The 16932-nt window shown below is 64.1% G+C and carries 15 protein-coding genes; 11 read left to right on the forward strand and 4 right to left on the reverse strand.

Annotated elements, in window-relative coordinates; all coding sequences use genetic code 11:
- Positions 1-140: 140 nt before the first annotated feature.
- Positions 141-1031 (reverse strand): universal stress protein, encoded by an 891-nt coding sequence (locus AC3A4Z_RS01235; protein WP_498709502.1) that lies wholly within the window; start codon positions 1029-1031, stop codon positions 141-143.
- Positions 1032-1215: 184 nt separating this feature from the next.
- Between AC3A4Z_RS01235 and AC3A4Z_RS01240 the strand changes: the two genes are divergently transcribed.
- The 3 genes from AC3A4Z_RS01240 (at position 1216) to AC3A4Z_RS01250 (ending at position 3772) form a co-directional block, all read left to right on the forward strand.
- On the forward strand, positions 1216-1509 hold the full coding sequence (locus tag AC3A4Z_RS01240; RefSeq protein ID WP_498709504.1) for an SDR family NAD(P)-dependent oxidoreductase: 294 nt from the start codon (positions 1216-1218) through the stop codon (positions 1507-1509).
- Positions 1510-1580: 71 nt separating this feature from the next.
- The gene (locus tag AC3A4Z_RS01245) at positions 1581-2990 is read left to right on the forward strand and encodes a DUF5129 domain-containing protein (RefSeq protein WP_498710047.1); all 1410 of its coding nucleotides are present in this window, start codon (positions 1581-1583) and stop codon (positions 2988-2990) included.
- 104 nt (positions 2991-3094) lie between these two features.
- A complete protein-coding gene (locus AC3A4Z_RS01250; protein ID WP_498709505.1) occupies positions 3095-3772 on the forward strand; it encodes a hypothetical protein in 678 nt (225 codons plus the stop codon).
- Positions 3773-3998: 226 nt separating this feature from the next.
- Here the strand turns inward: AC3A4Z_RS01250 and AC3A4Z_RS01255 are convergent, their stop codons facing one another.
- Positions 3999-4736 carry an ABC transporter permease gene (locus AC3A4Z_RS01255; RefSeq protein ID WP_498709506.1) on the reverse strand — a complete coding sequence of 246 codons (738 nt, stop codon included), beginning with the start codon at positions 4734-4736 and terminating at the stop codon, positions 3999-4001.
- 226 nt (positions 4737-4962) lie between these two features.
- Here AC3A4Z_RS01255 and AC3A4Z_RS01260 point away from each other — a divergent pair, with 226 nt between their 5' ends.
- The 3 genes from AC3A4Z_RS01260 (at position 4963) to AC3A4Z_RS01270 (ending at position 7034) form a co-directional block, all read left to right on the forward strand.
- Positions 4963-5424: a DUF1003 domain-containing protein gene (locus AC3A4Z_RS01260; protein WP_498709509.1), complete on the forward strand. Its 462-nt coding sequence runs from the start codon at positions 4963-4965 to the stop codon at positions 5422-5424.
- Positions 5425-5519: 95 nt separating this feature from the next.
- Positions 5520-6461 (forward strand): hypothetical protein, encoded by a 942-nt coding sequence (locus AC3A4Z_RS01265; RefSeq protein WP_498709510.1) that lies wholly within the window; start codon positions 5520-5522, stop codon positions 6459-6461.
- Between the two features lie 84 nt (positions 6462-6545).
- On the forward strand, positions 6546-7034 hold the full coding sequence (locus AC3A4Z_RS01270) for a flavodoxin domain-containing protein (protein ID WP_498709512.1): 489 nt from the start codon (positions 6546-6548) through the stop codon (positions 7032-7034).
- Positions 7035-7581: 547 nt separating this feature from the next.
- Here the strand turns inward: AC3A4Z_RS01270 and AC3A4Z_RS01275 are convergent.
- The gene (locus AC3A4Z_RS01275) at positions 7582-7794 is read right to left on the reverse strand and encodes a GyrI-like domain-containing protein (protein WP_498709513.1); all 213 of its coding nucleotides are present in this window, start codon (positions 7792-7794) and stop codon (positions 7582-7584) included.
- Positions 7795-8066: 272 nt separating this feature from the next.
- On the opposite strand from AC3A4Z_RS01275, the gene AC3A4Z_RS01280 reads away from it, so the two are divergent.
- Together AC3A4Z_RS01280 and AC3A4Z_RS01285 are read left to right on the forward strand one after the other, a co-directional pair.
- On the forward strand, positions 8067-8603 hold the full coding sequence (locus AC3A4Z_RS01280; protein ID WP_498709515.1) for an FAD-dependent oxidoreductase: 537 nt from the start codon (positions 8067-8069) through the stop codon (positions 8601-8603).
- Entirely contained in the window at positions 8506-9396 is an 891-nt protein-coding gene (locus AC3A4Z_RS01285) for an FAD-dependent monooxygenase (protein ID WP_498709516.1), read from the forward strand. The genes AC3A4Z_RS01280 and AC3A4Z_RS01285 overlap by 98 nt, the downstream gene beginning before the upstream one ends.
- A gap of 76 nt (positions 9397-9472) precedes the next feature.
- Here AC3A4Z_RS01285 and AC3A4Z_RS01290 read toward each other — a convergent pair whose 3' ends face one another.
- Positions 9473-10459: a polysaccharide deacetylase family protein gene (locus AC3A4Z_RS01290; protein WP_498709518.1), complete on the reverse strand. Its 987-nt coding sequence runs from the start codon at positions 10457-10459 to the stop codon at positions 9473-9475.
- Between the two features lie 384 nt (positions 10460-10843).
- Between AC3A4Z_RS01290 and AC3A4Z_RS01295 the strand changes: the two genes are divergently transcribed.
- Genes AC3A4Z_RS01295 through AC3A4Z_RS01305 form a run of 3 tightly spaced genes read left to right on the forward strand, consistent with a single transcriptional unit; the run spans position 10844 to position 16896 of the window.
- Entirely contained in the window at positions 10844-11125 is a 282-nt protein-coding gene (locus tag AC3A4Z_RS01295) for an SHOCT domain-containing protein (RefSeq protein WP_498709520.1), read from the forward strand.
- Positions 11126-11152: 27 nt separating this feature from the next.
- Positions 11153-14311, forward strand: a complete 3159-nt coding sequence (locus AC3A4Z_RS01300; protein ID WP_498709522.1) for an HAD-IA family hydrolase — start codon at positions 11153-11155, stop codon at positions 14309-14311.
- Positions 14308-16896 (forward strand): cation-translocating P-type ATPase, encoded by a 2589-nt coding sequence (locus AC3A4Z_RS01305; protein ID WP_498709523.1) that lies wholly within the window; start codon positions 14308-14310, stop codon positions 16894-16896. The genes AC3A4Z_RS01300 and AC3A4Z_RS01305 overlap by 4 nt, the downstream gene beginning before the upstream one ends.
- Positions 16897-16932: the final 36 nt, after the last annotated feature.

Consider the following 16932-nt stretch of genomic DNA (forward strand, 5'->3'; position numbering starts at 1 on the left):
CCACCTCGTGGAGACCGTCGCCACATCCAGGGGATAGTCATTGCGGAACGTGACTACCCAGCGGTGGCAACTTCGTCATAGGCTCCTCCACCTCGTGGAGACCGTCGCCACATCCAGGGGATAGTCATTGCGGAACGTGACTACCCAGCGGTGGCAACTTCGTCATCCACGCTTCCCGCGCCGCGGCGGGAGATGAGGACAGGTCCGGGCGCGTGGTGAAGAACCGCGTGCGCGGTTGAACCTATGGTCTCCCTGATAAGCCCGTGTCCTTTGGTGCCCACAACCAGCAGCCGTGCCTCTGCCGAGGCCTTGAGAATGGCATGGGGGACCGACGTGTCGGTGAGGACGCTGCCTTCGACCCGGATGCCGGGAGCAAGGGTACGTGCCCGGTCAATGGCGGCGCTGAGAACTTTTTCGGCCGCCGTCCCAGCGGCCAGGCTGTCAGGCGGATACGGCGGCGGGTATCCGGGCGGCGCGTGGCGGACGTGCACGATGGTCAAACCGGCCTGGGATGCTGCGGCCACGGCACAGGCATCTTCCACGGCCGTGGGGGATCCTGATCCATCGACGGCGGCGACGACGGGACCTGCGGGGTGGTGATCGGACCTGATGACACCAACGGGGCAGTCGGCGGTGGCTGCCAGCTCCAGGCTGACGGATCCTACAAGCAGTCCCAGGAACCCGCCTAAACCGCGGCTTCCCACAACCAGCATCTGCTCACCGGCAGATACCCGGGCGAGATGGGATGCGGGCAATCCGTGTAACAGTGTGCCTTCAACGGTCAGCTCAGGCGCAGCCGACCTGGCAAGGTTGACTCCCTCTTCAAGGATTGCTTCGGCGTAACGTTCCAGCCCGCTGTCAGCAACACCTGGAACCGGGCCCAGTTTGCTGGTCAGCAGCGGCCAGATGGAAGAGTGGGCCACACGCAGGGGAGAGCCGCGCAGGCGTGCATGGTGCGCTGCCCAGCGGACGGCCGCCCCGGCCTCCTCAGAACCGTCGTATCCTGCCACGATGCAGCCCGGTTCCCGCATGGCTCCTTCACCTCTGATCCAATCCACCGCCGACCACCGCCGCTCCGGGGGACCTTCGGCACTGTTTCGGCTTCTTTCGGGACCCCATCCTGAGTGCATGGGGGTCTGACCGTATCCAGGCATTCACGTGGTCCGCGCGCATCCAATCAGAGCACCACGTGGCGGCGGGACGCAATAACCGACTATGACGAACGAGGAGCTTCCCGTGGCCATCCCGCAGGAAAGTCCCACACCCGGCCGGTTCGAGGGCCAGACCGCCATCGTCACTGGGGCAGCTTCGGGCATAGGACTTGGGACCGCCCTGCACGTTGCCCGTGAAGGTGGCCGGGCGGTGGCCAGTGACCTCAGCGAAGAGGGCCTGGCCAAACTGGTGGCCGAACGTGAATTGGCCGCTGGAATCACATTCCTCCTGAGCCGGGACGGCTCGAACATCAATGGCGTGGTGCTTGCATCCGATAACGGGTGGAACGCGATTTGAGGCAGCAGCCGGAGGCAGGAAGAGGCAGCACAGTGCGCAGAGTTATCGGTTCACTGCTGGCCTTACTTGTGATGCTGCTCGGCGGCACAGCCGCCGCCTTTGCGATTCCGCCTGCGTCCATCGAGGTTCAAGACACCGCAGGGGTGTTGGACCGGAACACGTTGGTCCGGGCGCTTGAGGACGTTGAGTTCTACGAGCCCACCCGGGTCGTGGTGTACACCTACAACGGAACGGCAGGAGACAACCTCAATGAAGAGGTCCTGCGGTTCGCGCGAACTGAGCACCCGGAGTGGATCAGCGCGGACGGTCAGAAGTGGGCGGACGGGCTGTTCATCTTCGCGCTCGACCCGGCCGGACGCCATGTTGGCACCTACATGGGTGAAGACCGCAAGGTATCCCTGGACCAGCGGACCGATATCCAGGATGCGGCGAGGGACCTCTTGCGCGACGCCCAGTGGACCGACGGAACCATCGCGGGGGTCCGGCGTGCTGCCGAGCTCATCAATCAGCCGTGGTACCGCTCTGCTGCGTTCCTGATCACGGCCTGGGTGACAGCGGGAACCGCAGCACTGGGGGCCGGAGCCTGGATCATTGTGCGGGCCGTCACCAGGTCTGCTGGCCGGAAGGAGGTTGAACGCGGGGACCAAAGCTATGCAAATGTCAGCATGGATCTTGAAGTGACGGAACTGAATGCCGGCACGATTCCTGAATCGTCGAGGTATGGAAGCCAGGTGCTGGAGAAGCACCGCACTTTCCTGAACCGCTACAACTCGGCCAGCGAACTGTCCAACAGGGTACATGCCCTGTCGAAACGCCAGTTGAGCCGGCGCAAGAATCTAAAACTCGCCCGGGAATACGCAGACGCCGCTGCCGAGCTCGACGCACTTGACGATGTCATCGCGGACACCAATGCTCTGCTAAACCGCGCCAACACGTGGCCCACTGCGTGGGACCGTCAGTTAGCACCCTTCCGCGGCGATCTGGCCGGGCTGGAACAGCTCCTCGCCAAGCGTCATGCCCAGGGGGATTCGGCAACAGCGGCCGTACTTCGGTCCTTCCGGGATCAAAGCCTTAGGGAGATCGAGCGGTGGACTGCGGAGCTGTCCGACGGCAGTATCACTCCGGAGAAGGCGCTGGACCGCCTTTATGACGCCCGGTCCCGCCTGGCGGTTCTCCTTGAAAACCACGCCGAAACCGTCATTAAAGGCTATGCAAAGAATGAACGTGAAGCGGAGTTGATGCGCAAGGAAATAGAGGCGGCGCAGGATGGCGTCAACCATAAGCGCCGACGCACCTACGAGCCGAGTATCCTGGGCACGGTCTACCCGTCGTATAACTTCTTCTCGGTCGCCACTTTCAGTTCCGGGCTCAACACGGGGGTCAGCAGCGTCAGCGAGGCCCGGGGCGGTGGCGGCAGCACCACCGGCTATGGAAGCAGTGGTGGAAGCTTTTCCGGCTCCGGCAGCTCGTCGGGTTTCTAGGCCAGCTGAACGGGGGGCTTTGTGCCCTACATCCGCTTCCGGCGGAACCTTAGCCTGAGATAAGCAAGAGTGGCGGGGCGCTCGCCGAATTCCGGGAGGCACAGGTGAAATCGACAACAACAACCATCATCGCAGGCATCATCCTGATGTCGGTTGGCGTGCTGTTGCTCCTGGACCGACTCGGCGTTGTGGAGAGCGGAGCGTACGTACCAGCGCTGATGTTCACCGCGGTGGGAGGGGTATTCCTAGCCCTCTTTGTCCGCCGGCGCGAGAACTGGTGGGCGGCAATCCCCGGCTCGGTGTTCCTGGGACTGGCCGCAGTTGCCGCCGCCACCCAACTCACGGACAGCCGCGCCGTCGGGGCACTTCTGTTCCTGTTCATGGCTGCCGGGTTCGGAGCTGTTTACGTGCGTGAAAGGGCCAACTGGTGGGCCCTCATTCCGTGCGGGGTCATGCTCACACTGGCAGTCATTGTGACGCTCCCCGAGGAGCTGCAGGGCACGCCTGTTGCCACCGTCCTGTTCCTGGGCCTGGCAGCTACTTTCGGTCTACTTTCCCTGATCCCGGTGCAGGCCGCTGATGGCACCGGCAGAATGAAGTGGCCCCTCATTCCTGCTGCCGTGCTCGGAATGGTGAGTGCGATCTTGGTTCTCCAGTCCGCGGCTCTGTTTATCGCCGAGGACTTCGCCGTCGTGACGGTGATGATCTTGGCGGGCATCGGCTTGCTGGTCTACGGCTTCCGTGCCCGCACCACCGGACAGGACAAAGTGCACGGACCGTAAGAACCGGCTGGACCTGGGCTCGCGTCACAGTGCCCGGCTGAGGCTGCGCTGGAGCAGGAATGATCCGAGCGCCAACAAGGAAAGTGCCATGGCGGCGAGGACGCCCAGCTGCGGAAGGATATCGATCAGTGTGCCGTCGTGCCGCTGGATGTCCGCGAAGGCGTGTCGGAGAAGAACTCCGGCGGCACCATGGTTCCTCCCAGGCCAGCCAGCACCAGGCCCAGCCCTACCCCACACCCGACGCGGCGCCGTCGTTATCCATTACTGAACCAATCACCATCGCTGCCGGGGCCGCGACTGCGCAGAAGAGCACGAGGACCAGCCCGGCCAGCAGGGGATCGCCCCAGTCCACCCCGAACAGCAAGGCGGTTCCGATCATGATGTAACCGCCTTGGACCGCGGCGATACCGAACCGTCCCAACGCCTGGCCGGCCAGCGCCTGCCAGCTTGAAACCGGGGCAGCCATGACGCGCGCGATGACGCCAAGCCGGCGGGCCTTGATCAGGGTAGCTGCACCAGTGAGAGAACTCAGGAAGACGAACAGCAGGAGCTGCTGTGCGGCACCAAGATCAAACCTGCCTAGTCCCTGGAAGGCCTGAGTGACATCGTTGGTGTCCACCACCTCCACGCGGGGCCGTTCCACCGCTTTTCTCGCCTGCTCCAGTGCTGCTGCCGCTGCAGGAGCGCCCACACCGGCGGATTCAAGAAGGCCCGGGCCGTTGTGGGCCGTCAAGGTCAAACCCGACCCGCCGCCGTCGACGTGCTGCACCCCGGGAAGCTGCCGCAGCGCTGTGGCAGCGGCGCTGGTGTTTCCGCTGCCCCGCAGGTCGATGCGGTCCACCCCGCCGGTCAGCTCAACCAGCTGGTTCCGGGTTCCCTCCGCCTGGATCCGGCCCTCGTCAATGATGGCGATCCGGTCGCACAACCGCTCGGCTTCTTCCATGTAATGCGTGGTGTACAGCACCGCCATTCCTTCCGTGGCGAGTCCGTCCACCGATTCCAGGATGGCGTTCCGGGACTGGGGGTCAACACCAACCGTCGGTTCGCGAAAGTTTTGTGGCGGATCAATTACTGTGTCAGCGGGGCGAGCCCATTGCCGACAAGCGTGGGAGGAACAATCTGGGCGGCCCGCATACCCTAGGCACATGAGCGAGCGCAGAAGTACTTGGCATGTTCGGCATAAGGAGAGTTTGAGCCGAGGTGAGCGCGCGGCGGATGTCCTCCGCAACGGTATGGGCAGCTGGACCTTTGTGGGCCTGTTTATCACGTTCATGGCGTTATGGGGCGTGGTCAACTCGTATGTCCTGGCAGCAGCCGCGTGGGACCCGTATCCGTTTATCCTCCTCAACCTCTTCCTCTCGATGCTGGCCGGGCTGCAGGGCGCCATTCTCTTAATCGCGGCTAAGCGCCAGGACGCCATTGCCGCGGCCATGGCACGCCATGACTATGAAACGGATGTGCAGTCCAAAGCGGAAATTGACCTCCTGATGGCCGTCAACAGTCGGCAGCTCGAGCTGCTGGAGGAGTTGCGGGCGCTGCTCTCGCAGGCAACTGCAGTTGAGCCGGGTGCGCTGTCTCCTGACGCTGCTGAACCAGGGGATGCGGGCAGGGACGGGAGCGGGAATGTGGGGCAGCCGGGAGCCGGGAGGTAGGGGCGCTCGGACAGCAGGCGTTGCAGTGATTTCCGAGCCATTCGGCTCTATCCAGTGCTGAATACCCTTGCCTATCCTCGGTGCTGGAGGTGCTCATGATGAAAGACACTGCCGGTTTGGCTGCAACGGACGTCCGGGGACAGCGGCGGGCGATGAGACGGGTGCTGGTGCCCGTTCTGGCCGCCTTGGGATTGGCCATGGCTGCTGCGTCGCTGATGGGACCTTTGGGGTTCGGCTTCATGCAGTACCGGACGTCGGATACGACGGTCAACCAGCTGCTGGGCAGTGACGCGGCGTCGCTTTTCGTTGTTTTCCCGGCCGCGATCCTGGCCGCTGTTCTCGTGTTCCGTGACCATAGCGCGGGGCAACTTCTCGGCGGCGGCATTGGTGTTTATGCCATCTACACCTACGCGCAAGTGGTTATCGGGCAGGAGTATCTTCGGCTCCCGGGAAATGTGGAGTATTGGTTCCCGTTGCTGCTGGCTGTCTTCATCCTTGCCGAGGCGGCGGTTGTCCTTTCGCTCCTTGCGATACCCAGGGAGCTGCCTTCGCCTTCCAGCGCAGTCCGAACGACAGCGGCTCTTTCACTGCTGGTGGTGGCGGCGTTCCTGGTGGTGGGCCAGCATCTGCGGTCCCTGCTGGCGGCATGGACCAATCCCGCAGCATTGACGGAGTATTCGTCCAGCCCCACTCCCTTTTGGATGGTGAAGCTGATGGACCTGGGAATTGTCGTGCCAGCGGCTGTGGCAACAGGAGCCGGCTTGCTCGTGGGTGCAAGGTGGGCACTGAAGATCATGTATCCGCTGCTGACCGGCTACGCGTTTCTGTCGGCGTCGGTAGCGTCCATGGCCGTGGTGATGTACGTCAAGGCAGACCCTGATGCGTCCCTTACGTTGATGGCTGCGTTCCTGGCCTTCGCCCTGCTGTTTATCGGGCTTGCCCTGATGATCTACCTCCCGTTATTTCCTCAGTCCAAGCCGGGACTTATGGCACGTTCGAGTCGCAGCGCGTTGCATGAGAATGGTGGGTGGAAGTAGGAGGCTCCACCATGGCCGTTCTCGTTGTCTACGCAAGTGCGGGGGGGATCTACCCGGGAGATAGCCCAACATGTAGCGTCCCGGATGGCGGCTGCACTGGGCAAGGTCGAGTGCCGGCCGGTGGAGGACGTGCAGTCCATCTCCGGCTATGGAGCTGTCGTAGTCGGCAGCGCCATCCACAACCAGGCGTGGTTGGCCCCGGCGATGCTCTTCTTGACCCAGCATGCGTCCGAACTGGCCAAGCGGTCAGTCTGGGCCTTCAGTGTGGGGATGTCCGAGGCTCTGCCAAAGCCGTTTCGCAAACGCGGTGCGGCACTGCAACAAAAGCGACTGCAACGAGTTCTGTTCACGGACGTTGCCCTCCTTGGCCACGGAGTGTTCTCCGGTGTCTACAAGGCCCACCAGATGCCGTTTATCCTCCGGATCCTGTTCCGGCTCACCGGGGGCCGTTTTGGGGACCTGCGGGACTGGGCAGCTATTGACGCCTGGACAGATCAAATTACGGCCCAACTCATCCACCCTGCGCCGTCCGCGTCCTCAGACAGCACTACGGCAACATTTGGACAGGATTGAGTGTCCACCGATTCCGCGGTGAACGAGGAAGTCCGCCCATCACAGCGCGGTCAAGACCGCAACCGACTAGTCGGGTTCTGTCGTAACTCCCGGGAAGTGATGACCTTAGTCTGTAGTGAGGGCGAGACGTCCCTTCTTAGCGTGTTTCCAGGGAAGAAACACTGCACATTGAGCTCGAGGATGCTGCGTCCAGCTCCTGGTGGGCCCGCATCCTCCACACCCTCGGCTCGCAATACGGCCGGACGCAGCTGAGATTTGTGGGGAGGACACGTGGCGATGAACGGCTCTATGTCAGCGACACTTTTCCCGGACCAACTGGGGGCACCATCCCTTCCGAAGAACAATGGGCCCCGGGGATGGAAGCAAGCCTTGCCGAGCTCCGCCAGCAGATAGCCCGGGACGGGTGGTCGGAGACCAGCCGCGGCCGGAGGCCCTGGGAGCTGACATTCACCCGCCGCCCCGGTACCCCCTAGTGGCCCGGGACCGGGGAAGCCTGATTTGTCGGCGCCCCGGAATGCGCCTTGTCCTGGCTAAGCCACCGGCGGTGTCACGTGACAGGCCAGACAACCCTTGTTTGCCAATTCGCGGGGTTGGGTTCCGTTTCCGGATCACTCAGGTAGAACTCCCACATCGTGTCTGCGGGGGTGAGGCCTTCGGCCGCCATCTGCCGCTGGATTGCTCCGTAGGTCTGCTGGAGGGTGTCGTACGGCCCGACGTGGATAGCTTCGAGGGCATCCGTTTCGGGCAACGTCCCGCTCACTACTTCTTCCACATCCCTGAAGTTGCCGGTGACAGGGAATCCAGCCTCTACGTCAACGGCGTTTATCGGGGACTGTACGAGTGGGATGGGCCCGGGCGGGCCCGCCAATACGCTTCGGCGCTGTGGCGGGTATTGGAGTTGGTAAGTGTTCGCGGATCTATCAGCTACAAGGTGCTGCCCGGGTTACACCGCGACGAATTGCTGGCCGACCCGGGCAGGTTGCCGACGGGCCTGGAGTCCGTGGACGACTGGTGGCGTCTGGTCGGGCAACCATGACGCGCGGGACAGATGTTCTGGTGGTGGGGGCCGGACCGGCAGGCCTCACCACGGCTCTCCAGGCGCAGGCTCATGGTGCCAGCGTACGCATCGTCGACCGACGTTCGGAGCGGTTCCGGCCCTCACATGCGATGATGCTTCACGCCGGGGCGCTTGAGTGCCTTCGGCCGCTAGGCGTCACAACGGACCTTCTTGGCCGCTCCGGTACGGAACCCGAGGCGAGGATCCACCTTGGTAGGCGGGTGGTACGGGTGCGGCTGGGCCACGCCGACTTGCCGGACACCGCCTTCCCCCATTTGACCCTGGTTCGGCAGGCCGACGTTGAGGAAGTGCTCTGCTCGGCGCTCCAGGAACGGGGAGTGCAGACTGACTGGGGCGTTGAGTTCCGCGGCCTGGTGCGCGCCGAGGACCCTTGGCGAGGGTGCCACGTGGCGGATGCTTGCCACCCGACGGGCGAAACCACAGCCAGACGCTGCCTTTGGGCAGTTGGGTCCGCGTGTTCCTGTGGAAGAGGTGCGGCGGCTCATCCGTGAGTCCGGGATAGGTGCGGCAGTTGCGGATGTGCGGTGGTCCGCCCGGGTACCGTTGCAGCATCGGCTGGCCGGCTCATTCGGTCGGAGTCCCATTTTCCTCGTGGGCGATGCTGCCCATGCGCACTCGCCGGCCGGCGGGCAGGGTATGAATAATGGCATCCTCGACGCAATAAATCTTGGCTGGAAGCTCGGACTGGCTTCCTCCGGCGATGCGCATCCTGAGTTGCTCGACTCGTATGACGTGGAGCGGCGGCCCGCAGCCCTGCAAGTACTGGCGCTGACCCGCATCATCTTCTTCGGGGAAGCATCGCAGCATCCGGCGGCGCGGCTCATGCGGGGTTCCCTCCTGCCGCACCTGGCCCCAATCCTGCCGCTGCTCCTGCGCCGACGGCGTCTCATGGCAGCGGCGGTCCGGCTGCTTGCCCAGCCGTTCGTCCGCTACCCACACAGCCCCATCTCATACCAGGGTTCCGGTGGAACTGACCATTGGCCGCGGCCGGGCTACCGGCTGCCCGATGAACCGGCAGCCTGCGAGGGAGGGACAACCCGTCTGCATGAACTGACGGCGACCCCGGGGATCCACGTCTTGCTTGAGCGTGAAGCCTCATGGCAGGACACCCATGCCGGGATTGGCGCATCCCCTGGACCGGTGCACGTACACCGGCTCACCAGCCACCCGGGAACGGGCGTCCTGGGAGTCCGCCCGGACGGTTACGTGGGTTTCCGCGGCGGTGATAGTGACGCGCAACAACTCCGTGACTGGCTGCGTCTTCTTGGCGCCATGCCTGCTTAGAAGTGCCTGAGCCGCAAGTTTCTTGTGGCTGAGCCGTCCTGTTTCCTGGCTGACGGCCTTCTGTCCGTGGAATAGATCAGCCGCCCAGCAGGACGTCGAGTGTGACGAACCGGTAGCCGGCGGCGCTGATCCGGTCGATCATGCCGGGCAGGGCGTCAGCGTCAAGGGTGCTGCCGTCGTCGGGGTTGGAACCAATGTGCATGAGGACGATTTCACCGGGCTGAAGGGCGGCCAGAACCCGCTCGATCACAATTTGTGAAGTAATGCTTCCGCTGGTCCCTTTCCAGCCCAGGGTGTCCACTGTCCACCGGATCGGCACGTAACCCAGGTTGTTCAACACGGTGATGGTCCTCGCATCGCGTTCACCGAAGGGGAACCGGAAGAAGGGGCTCGGATCAGCGCCGGCAGCCAGTATCACCTGTTCAGCGCCCAGTGCCTGTTGAGCGATCGCCTGGTCCGAGAGACCGGTGAAGCCGGGGTGTGTCATGGAGTGGTTGGCCACACGGTGTCCGGCGGCAACAATCTGCCCGACCGCTCCTGGATTCGTATCAACCCAGTTGCCGGTGAGAAAGAAGGTACCCCGCACGCCCTTCGCGGCAAGTGCTTGGAGGATTTTGGGCAGGCCGGCAGCGTTTGCCCCCGCGTCGAACGTCAAGGCGACCACGGGCCCGGTTCCGGTAAGGGCTGTGACGTCCTGACCCCGGAGCGACGGCGGGAAAGGGGCGGCAGGGGGAGGCGCGGCCGTGTCTGGTGGTTCCGGGGGAGGGACAGGAGGCAGGGTTACGGGCGGCTCCACCGGAGTCTGGCCGGCCTCCGGCGGCTCCGACTCCTCCGAGGCGGGGGACGGAGTTTGCGGAGACGGTGTTTGCGATGGCAATACCGAGGCCGTCGAGCCGGGGGAGTACGTAGCCGGGCCTGTGGACGTCTGCGCCGGGGACGACGCGGGCGGGTTGCCGGGTTGGGACGTCATCAGCATGGTGAGCGTGATGAAGAGAGCCAGCGCGCCGAGCGCCGCCACGACGGCGACCACCCGCCGTCGTCCGCTCCCATCGACATCAGTCATCTCTTCGGCTCCTTACCCCCTTAACAATGCGCCCCGCCATGGTCCAAGCATCAGAGCCGAAAGTCACAGGATCCGGCGTTTGTTGTCGGCGCGACCCTGCGGCCGCGGCAACTTTCTCGCGCCCCGGTCGCAGGGGCCTGCAAGCACCAACCTGATTCGGATGCGGGACAAGCCATGCAAGAGGAACGACGGAGCCTCTCCTCCTTCGCAGGCTGGGTCTCCCGGCGCAGGGCCCCTAAGGCATCCGCCATGGCTGCCGGCACCTCTGCGACGGCGCTGCCTGCACCGGGCTCCGGGACCAAAGCCTCTGGTGCTGCAACAAGGGCCGGGGCAACAGTGAATCCAGGCCGTACAGTGCCACGCCGCAAAACGGAGGAACCGGAAATGATGTTTTGGAACGGCAACATGGGCGGTTGGGGCTACGTCCTCATGGTCGCAAGCTTTGTTCTGTTCTGGAGTGCTGTCATCGCGGCCATCGTTCTGCTGGCCAAGGCTCTCGGGCCGGCCAGCCCGGGGCGGAACACAGGCTTGAACTCTGGCTCAAGCGTCGGCTCAAACCCCCGTTATGCCGAGGATTTGCTGGCCGAGAGGTTTGCACTCGGAGAAATCGACGAGAGCGAATACACAGCACGGCTCGACGTCCTTCGGCGCGGTCTCCGCAGATGACCCCTGGCCAGGATGCGGAGACAGGCCATGACAGCGTCACCCACTGTTTCGGCGGCCCTGTCGCCCTTTGACGCGGTGATCTTCGACCTGGACGGCGTGGTAACAGACACGGCCTCCGTGCATGAAGCTGCATGGAAGCAACTATTCGACCAAGTGCTGCAAGATCGCCGGATCCCAGCGGAAGCGCGGCGGGATCCCTTCACTACCGACGACTATTTGGCCTACGTGGACGGCAGGCCCCGGGAAGAAGGTTTGACCACCTTCCTGGAAGCCCGGGGTGTCACCCTGCCCACCGGCAACCGTGCCGACGGCGCGGGGACATGGTCCGTATATGGCCTGGCCAAACTCAAGGACCGGCTGTTCCAGGAGCGCCTTGCACGTGATGGCGTCAGGACCTTCCCGGGAACGGTTGCACTGATCAACAGGCTCCGCTCGGCACACATCCCCGTGGCGGTGGCCACTTCGAGCCGCAATGCGTCGGCAGTCATCGCAGCCGCTGGCCTTTCAGGTGCATTCGAGCTCGTGATGAACGGCGTCATGGCAGCCGAACTTGGGCTCCCGGGCAAACCTGATCCGGCGGTCCTCCTCGAGATCGTGCACCGTTTGGGAGTCACCCCGGCCCGTGCCGTAGTCATAGAAGATGCCACAGCCGGGGTAAAGGCGGCACGCCGCGGCGGTTTCGGCCTTGTGGTCGGCATAGACAGGACCGGCAGGAGGACGGAGCTGGAAGAGGCAGGGGCCGACGTTGTGCTGACGGATGTTGGCCAGTTGGACCTGGGGCGCGTCCTCACCGATCCCTGGCGTCTGATCTACGAAGGCTACGACCCCGCCCACGAGGGTCACCGGGAGGCGCTGACCACTCTCGGGAACGGGTACCTGGCAGTCCGCGGTGCTGCTCCTGAAACCGGCAAGAGCGACGTCCACTACCCCGGGACCTATCTCGCAGGGGTTTACAACCGCCTCGTGAGCGTCATCCAGGGGCAGGAGGTGGAAGACGAGCATATGGTCAACGCGCCCAACTGCCTGGTGATGGATGTCCGTCTGGACGGCACCGATTGGCTTTCGCAGGGCGGCCTGAAGATTATCCGGGAGCGGCGGGTGCTTGACATGCGCCGGGCCACCCTCGAGCGGGACGTAGTCCTGGAAGCCCCCGACGGGCGCCGGTTGCTGCTGGGCCAGCGAAAGTTCGTGTCCATGGCCCAGCCACACCTCATGGCGCTCAGCACATCCGTCACGGCTATGGGCTGGAACGGCCGGGCAATGATCCGCAGCGGAGTGGACACCGGCGTCACCAATGAGAATCTCCCGGAAGATGCGCTCCTGAACCACCACCACCTTCTCCGGCTTGATGAATCGGCTCCGGACGGGCCGGTTACAGCAGTGGAAGTCGAAACGAGCCAAAGCCACATCCGGATTGCCGCGGCCTTGCGCACCGATGTCTTCGGGCAGCCCAGCGACGGCGAGCCCGGCGAGGAGGAAGGAATCCTTTACCGGGCATGGGAACTTCAGTTGATTGAAGCCCATCCAGTGGCCATCAACAGGCTTGCAGCCATAGCCACATCCCGCGACCGCGCAATTTCCTCCCCCGCACTGGCCGCCGGAGACGCCATCAAGGCAGGAGGCCAAGACTTTGAACAGTTGCTGTCCCAACACGAGGACGCCTGGGGGAGGCTCCTGGGCTTGTTCGCCATCAATTTAGACGGCAGCCCACAGGTCCAGCTCATTCTCAACCTGCATGTCTTCCACCTGCTTCAGACGCTTAGTCCGAACACTGCCGAGCTGGACGCCGGGGTCCCCGCACGCGGGCTTCATGGCGAAGGCTACCGGGGCCACATCTTCTGGGACGAGCTCTTCGTCCTGCCACTCCTCACGTCCAGGATGCCCTCGGTGGCGCGTGCGCTGATCAACTACCGGTGGCGACGGCTTCCAGCGGCACGGGAAGCAGCCGCCGCAGCAGGACTCCAGGGGGCGCTCTTTCCCTGGCAGAGCGGGAGTGACGGCAGGGAGGAGACCCCACGCTGGCTCTTTAACCGCCGTTCCGGCCGCTGGGTTCCGGATTATTCGCATCTTCAGCGGCATGCCGGCCTCGCTGTCGCATTCAATGCCTGGCAGTACTACCTGGCAACGCAGGACAGGGAATGGTTGCTCCGGCATGGGGCCGAGCTGATCATCGAGGTCGCACGCATGGTGGTTTCCATGGCCGATTACGACCCGCAAGCGGACCGGTTCCACCTTCTGGGAATCATGGGTCCGGACGAATATCACACCGCCTACCCGGGCAGCTCCCGGCCGGGGCTTAACGACAATGCGTACACAAATGTCATGGCTGCCTGGGTTTGCGCCCAGGCCTGCGCGGTCATGGCACTGCTCCACGGCCATGACCTCGAGGACCTTCAGCAGCGGCTGAAGGTGGACCCGGAGGAGATAGACCGTTGGCGGCACGTCAGCAGCCGGATGTTCGTGCCCTTCCACGAAGGGATCATCAGTCAGTTCGCAGGCTACGAAGAACTGCGGGAACTCGACTGGGAGCACTACCGTAGTGCCTACACCAACATCGAACGCCTGGACCTGATCCTCGAGGCGGAAAAAGACAGCACAAACCATTACCGTCTGGCCAAACAGGCTGACGTGCTGATGCTGCTGTACGTCCTCGGCGAAAAGGAACTGACGCTCTTTCTGGCCGGCCTCGGCTACGAGGTCTCCTCCTCGCAGCTTCAAAAGACCGTTGACTACTATCTGGCTCGCACCGCACATGGCTCCACCCTCAGCCGGGTAGCACACGCTTCAGTGCTGGCAGCAAGAGACCCGGAGCGGGCCTGGAGTACGTTCCGCGAAGCACTGAGCGCCGACCTTGACGACACTCAGGGAGGCACCACCCGCACCGGAATCCACCTGGGCGCAATGGCGGGGACCATCGATGTGGTGCAGCGGAGCTTCGCGGGGCTGCGCATCACCGGAGATGCGCTCCTCTTTGACCCCAAGATGCCCAAAGGCATACGGGCAGTGTCTTTCCAGGTCCGCTACCGGGACCACCTGCTCACTATCAAGCTGGAGCATGGAAGATTGACGGTGTCAGCGGCATCAGGTGACGCTTCCCCTGCGTGCCTTCGGGTCGGCCCGGAACGCGTCCTTCTGGGCGCAGGTGAGACCCGGACGTTCCTGCTCGCTGGTCTGGAGCATCAATGACGCAGCGGGGGGTGCCTCCGGGCACAGGGGTTGACGCTGCCGGCCTAAGTTCCGAGCGCGCGGCGGCCCTGTTGAAGGAAACCGGACCGAACGTACTTCCCAATGCCAAGGCGGTACCGCAGTGGCGAAAAATCTTGGGCGAGTTGACTCACTTCTTCGCATTGATGCTGTGGTGCGCGGCCGCGCTGGCCTTTATCGCCGGCATGCCGCAACTGGGCACGGCCATCATCATTGTTGTTATCGTGAACGGCGTTTTCGCCCATATCCAGCAGGAACGCGCGCAGCACGCTGCGGCGAAACTCCGGGGGCTGCTGCCGGCCGACGTGTCAGTACGCAGGAACGGGCAGGTTGTGCGAGTCCACACCAGCGAGCTTGTCCCGGGGGACGCCGTTCTGCTGGCTGCGGGGGACCGGGTCCCTGCTGATGTGACACTGGCGACGGTTTCGTCCTGCACCGTGGATGAATCAATGCTGACAGGTGAAAGTGAACCGGCGCCGAAGGCAGCAGGAGATAAAGCGTGGGGCGGAACCTTTCTTGTGAACGGTCAAGCCGAAGCAGTAATAGCCAGGACAGGCGGAAACACGCGCCTGGCCGGCATCGCCGCCCTGACCAGCGGAACTGTGTCGCCACCCACTCCGCTCTCCCAGGAATTGCGCCGGATCGTTCGCCTGATCGCTGCGGTTGCGCTCGGCATCGCCGGGCTCTTCTTTGTTGTGTCACTGCTGGTGGGAATTCCGTGGCGGGACGCCTTCCTCTTCGCCATCGGCGTGGCTGTGGCCCTTATTCCTGAGGGCCTGCTGCCCACGGTCACGCTTTCCCTCGCGATGGGGGCGCAGCGCATGGCCGCGCGGAACGCCTTGGTCCGGAATCTCGAAGCCGTGGAGACCCTGGGATCAACAACCTTCATCTGCACGGACAAGACAGGCACCTTGACGCAGAACCGGATGAACGCCGTCGAGGTCTGCACGTCCGAAGGCAGCGCCCGGATCCGGGGTGAGGGCTACCAACCCACCGCCACGGCCATCGAGGGTACGGGCATCACCTTGGCCACCCGGGCCGCACTGGCGGCACGCGCAGCGTCCCAGGGCCGTGCTGTCCTCCGCGGCGAGGAGTGGAAAGCCGAGGGCGACCCCATGGAAGCCGCCATTGATGTCCTGGCCCGGCGTCTTTCCGGCAATGAGCCAGCGGACCTGAAACCTGCACGACGCCTTGCATTCGACCCGCGCCGCCGCCGCGAATCCGTCATCGTCGGCAACACCGTATACCTTAAGGGTGCGCCGGAGTCCGTCCTGCCGCTCTGCGGCGGATCCGCAGCCGGTGCGGTGGACGAAGTTGAAAGAATGGCGTCCCAGGGACTCCGGGTGATCGCGGTTGCGGCCCGGGAGCTTCCCGGTTCCCCAGCGGATTGGCTGGATCGGCCGCCCGAAGCAGTGGAAACAGAGCTTGGCCTGCTGGGCCTGATTGCCCTCCACGATCCACCCAGGCCCGACGTCGGTGACGTTATCAGGACCGCCCGGGAGGCCGGAATCCGCATCGGCATGATCACCGGAGACCACCCGGAGACGGCTGCTGCCATTGCCCGTGAGATCGGATTGATGGGTAGCCCGGAAACGGTTATTGATGGCTCGCAACTTCCGAAGGACGAACAAGTCCTGGGTGCTTTGCTCGACCGGGACGGCGTGGTGGTGAGCCGGGTCTCGCCGGAACAGAAGCTGCGCGTAGCCAAAGCACTGCAGGAACGTGGCCATGTCGTGGCCATGACAGGCGACGGCGTGAATGACGGCCCTGCTCTTCAGGAAGCGGATATCGGAGTGGCCATGGGGCTCAGCGGAACCGATGTTGCCCGGGAAGCCGCCGACCTGGTGCTGCTGGACGACCATTTCGCCACGATCGTCGCTGCGATCGAACAGGGCCGTGCCACCTACTCGAACATCCACCGCTTTCTCACCTACCATCTGACGGACAACGTCGCGGAACTGACGCCCTTTGTCATCTGGGCGCTGTCCGGTGGACAGTTTCCGCTGGCACTGGGCGTGCTGCAGATCCTGGCCCTGGACATCGGCACCGACTTGCTGCCTGCGCTTGCCCTCGGAGGCGAAAAGCCGGGCAAGGGAGTCCTCAAGCGGCCACCGGAAAAACGGCACCTCATGGACCGCCGGCTCATGTTACGGGTGTTCTGTGTCCTGGGCCCCGTGGAGGCGGCCCTGGAGATGGCGGCGTTCTCGGTGGTGTTGTTCGCCGGTGGCTGGATGCGGGGGAGCCCGGCGGGCGGAGAGCTTGTCATGGCCGCCTCCGGCGCCGCCTTCACCGCCGTCGTCCTGGGCCAGTTGGCGAATGCCTTCGCTTGCCGCAGTGCCAGTGTGCCGCCCTGGAGGCAGGGCTGGACGACCAACCGGCTTCTGCTCTGGGCAGTGCTGGCCGAACTCGCTGTCCTGGCTGTCTGCCTCTACGCCATTCCCTCCATCCTGGGACACCTGCCGCCACCGCCCGCCGGGTTCGCCGTCGCGGCGTTGGCCATCCCTGCGGTCCTTGCCGCCGACTGGGCTTACAAAAAGTTGCGCACGAATGAAAGGGCCAGCCGCTAGCTCCCCCTGCCACTACGTGCAGGGACCAAAGCCCCT

The organism is Arthrobacter sp. Soil_C_49 (genome assembly GCF_057656635.1).

Coding starts and splice junctions, on each gene's coding strand:
- AC3A4Z_RS01300 (WP_498709522.1), top strand. CDS start 11,153: ATGACAGCGTCACCCACTGTTTCGGCGGCCCTGTCGCCCTTTGACGCG.
- AC3A4Z_RS01290 (WP_498709518.1), bottom strand. CDS start 10,459: ATGACTGATGTCGATGGGAGCGGACGACGGCGGGTGGTCGCCGTCGTG.
- AC3A4Z_RS01245 (WP_498710047.1), top strand. CDS start 1,581: ATGCTGCTCGGCGGCACAGCCGCCGCCTTTGCGATTCCGCCTGCGTCC.
- AC3A4Z_RS01270 (WP_498709512.1), top strand. CDS start 6,546: ATGGCGGCTGCACTGGGCAAGGTCGAGTGCCGGCCGGTGGAGGACGTG.
- AC3A4Z_RS01280 (WP_498709515.1), top strand. CDS start 8,067: ATGACGCGCGGGACAGATGTTCTGGTGGTGGGGGCCGGACCGGCAGGC.
- AC3A4Z_RS01285 (WP_498709516.1), top strand. CDS start 8,506: ATGCTTGCCACCCGACGGGCGAAACCACAGCCAGACGCTGCCTTTGGG.
- AC3A4Z_RS01240 (WP_498709504.1), top strand. CDS start 1,216: ATGACGAACGAGGAGCTTCCCGTGGCCATCCCGCAGGAAAGTCCCACA.
- AC3A4Z_RS01305 (WP_498709523.1), top strand. CDS start 14,308: ATGACGCAGCGGGGGGTGCCTCCGGGCACAGGGGTTGACGCTGCCGGC.
- AC3A4Z_RS01265 (WP_498709510.1), top strand. CDS start 5,520: ATGATGAAAGACACTGCCGGTTTGGCTGCAACGGACGTCCGGGGACAG.
- AC3A4Z_RS01295 (WP_498709520.1), top strand. CDS start 10,844: ATGATGTTTTGGAACGGCAACATGGGCGGTTGGGGCTACGTCCTCATG.
- AC3A4Z_RS01235 (WP_498709502.1), bottom strand. CDS start 1,031: ATGCGGGAACCGGGCTGCATCGTGGCAGGATACGACGGTTCTGAGGAG.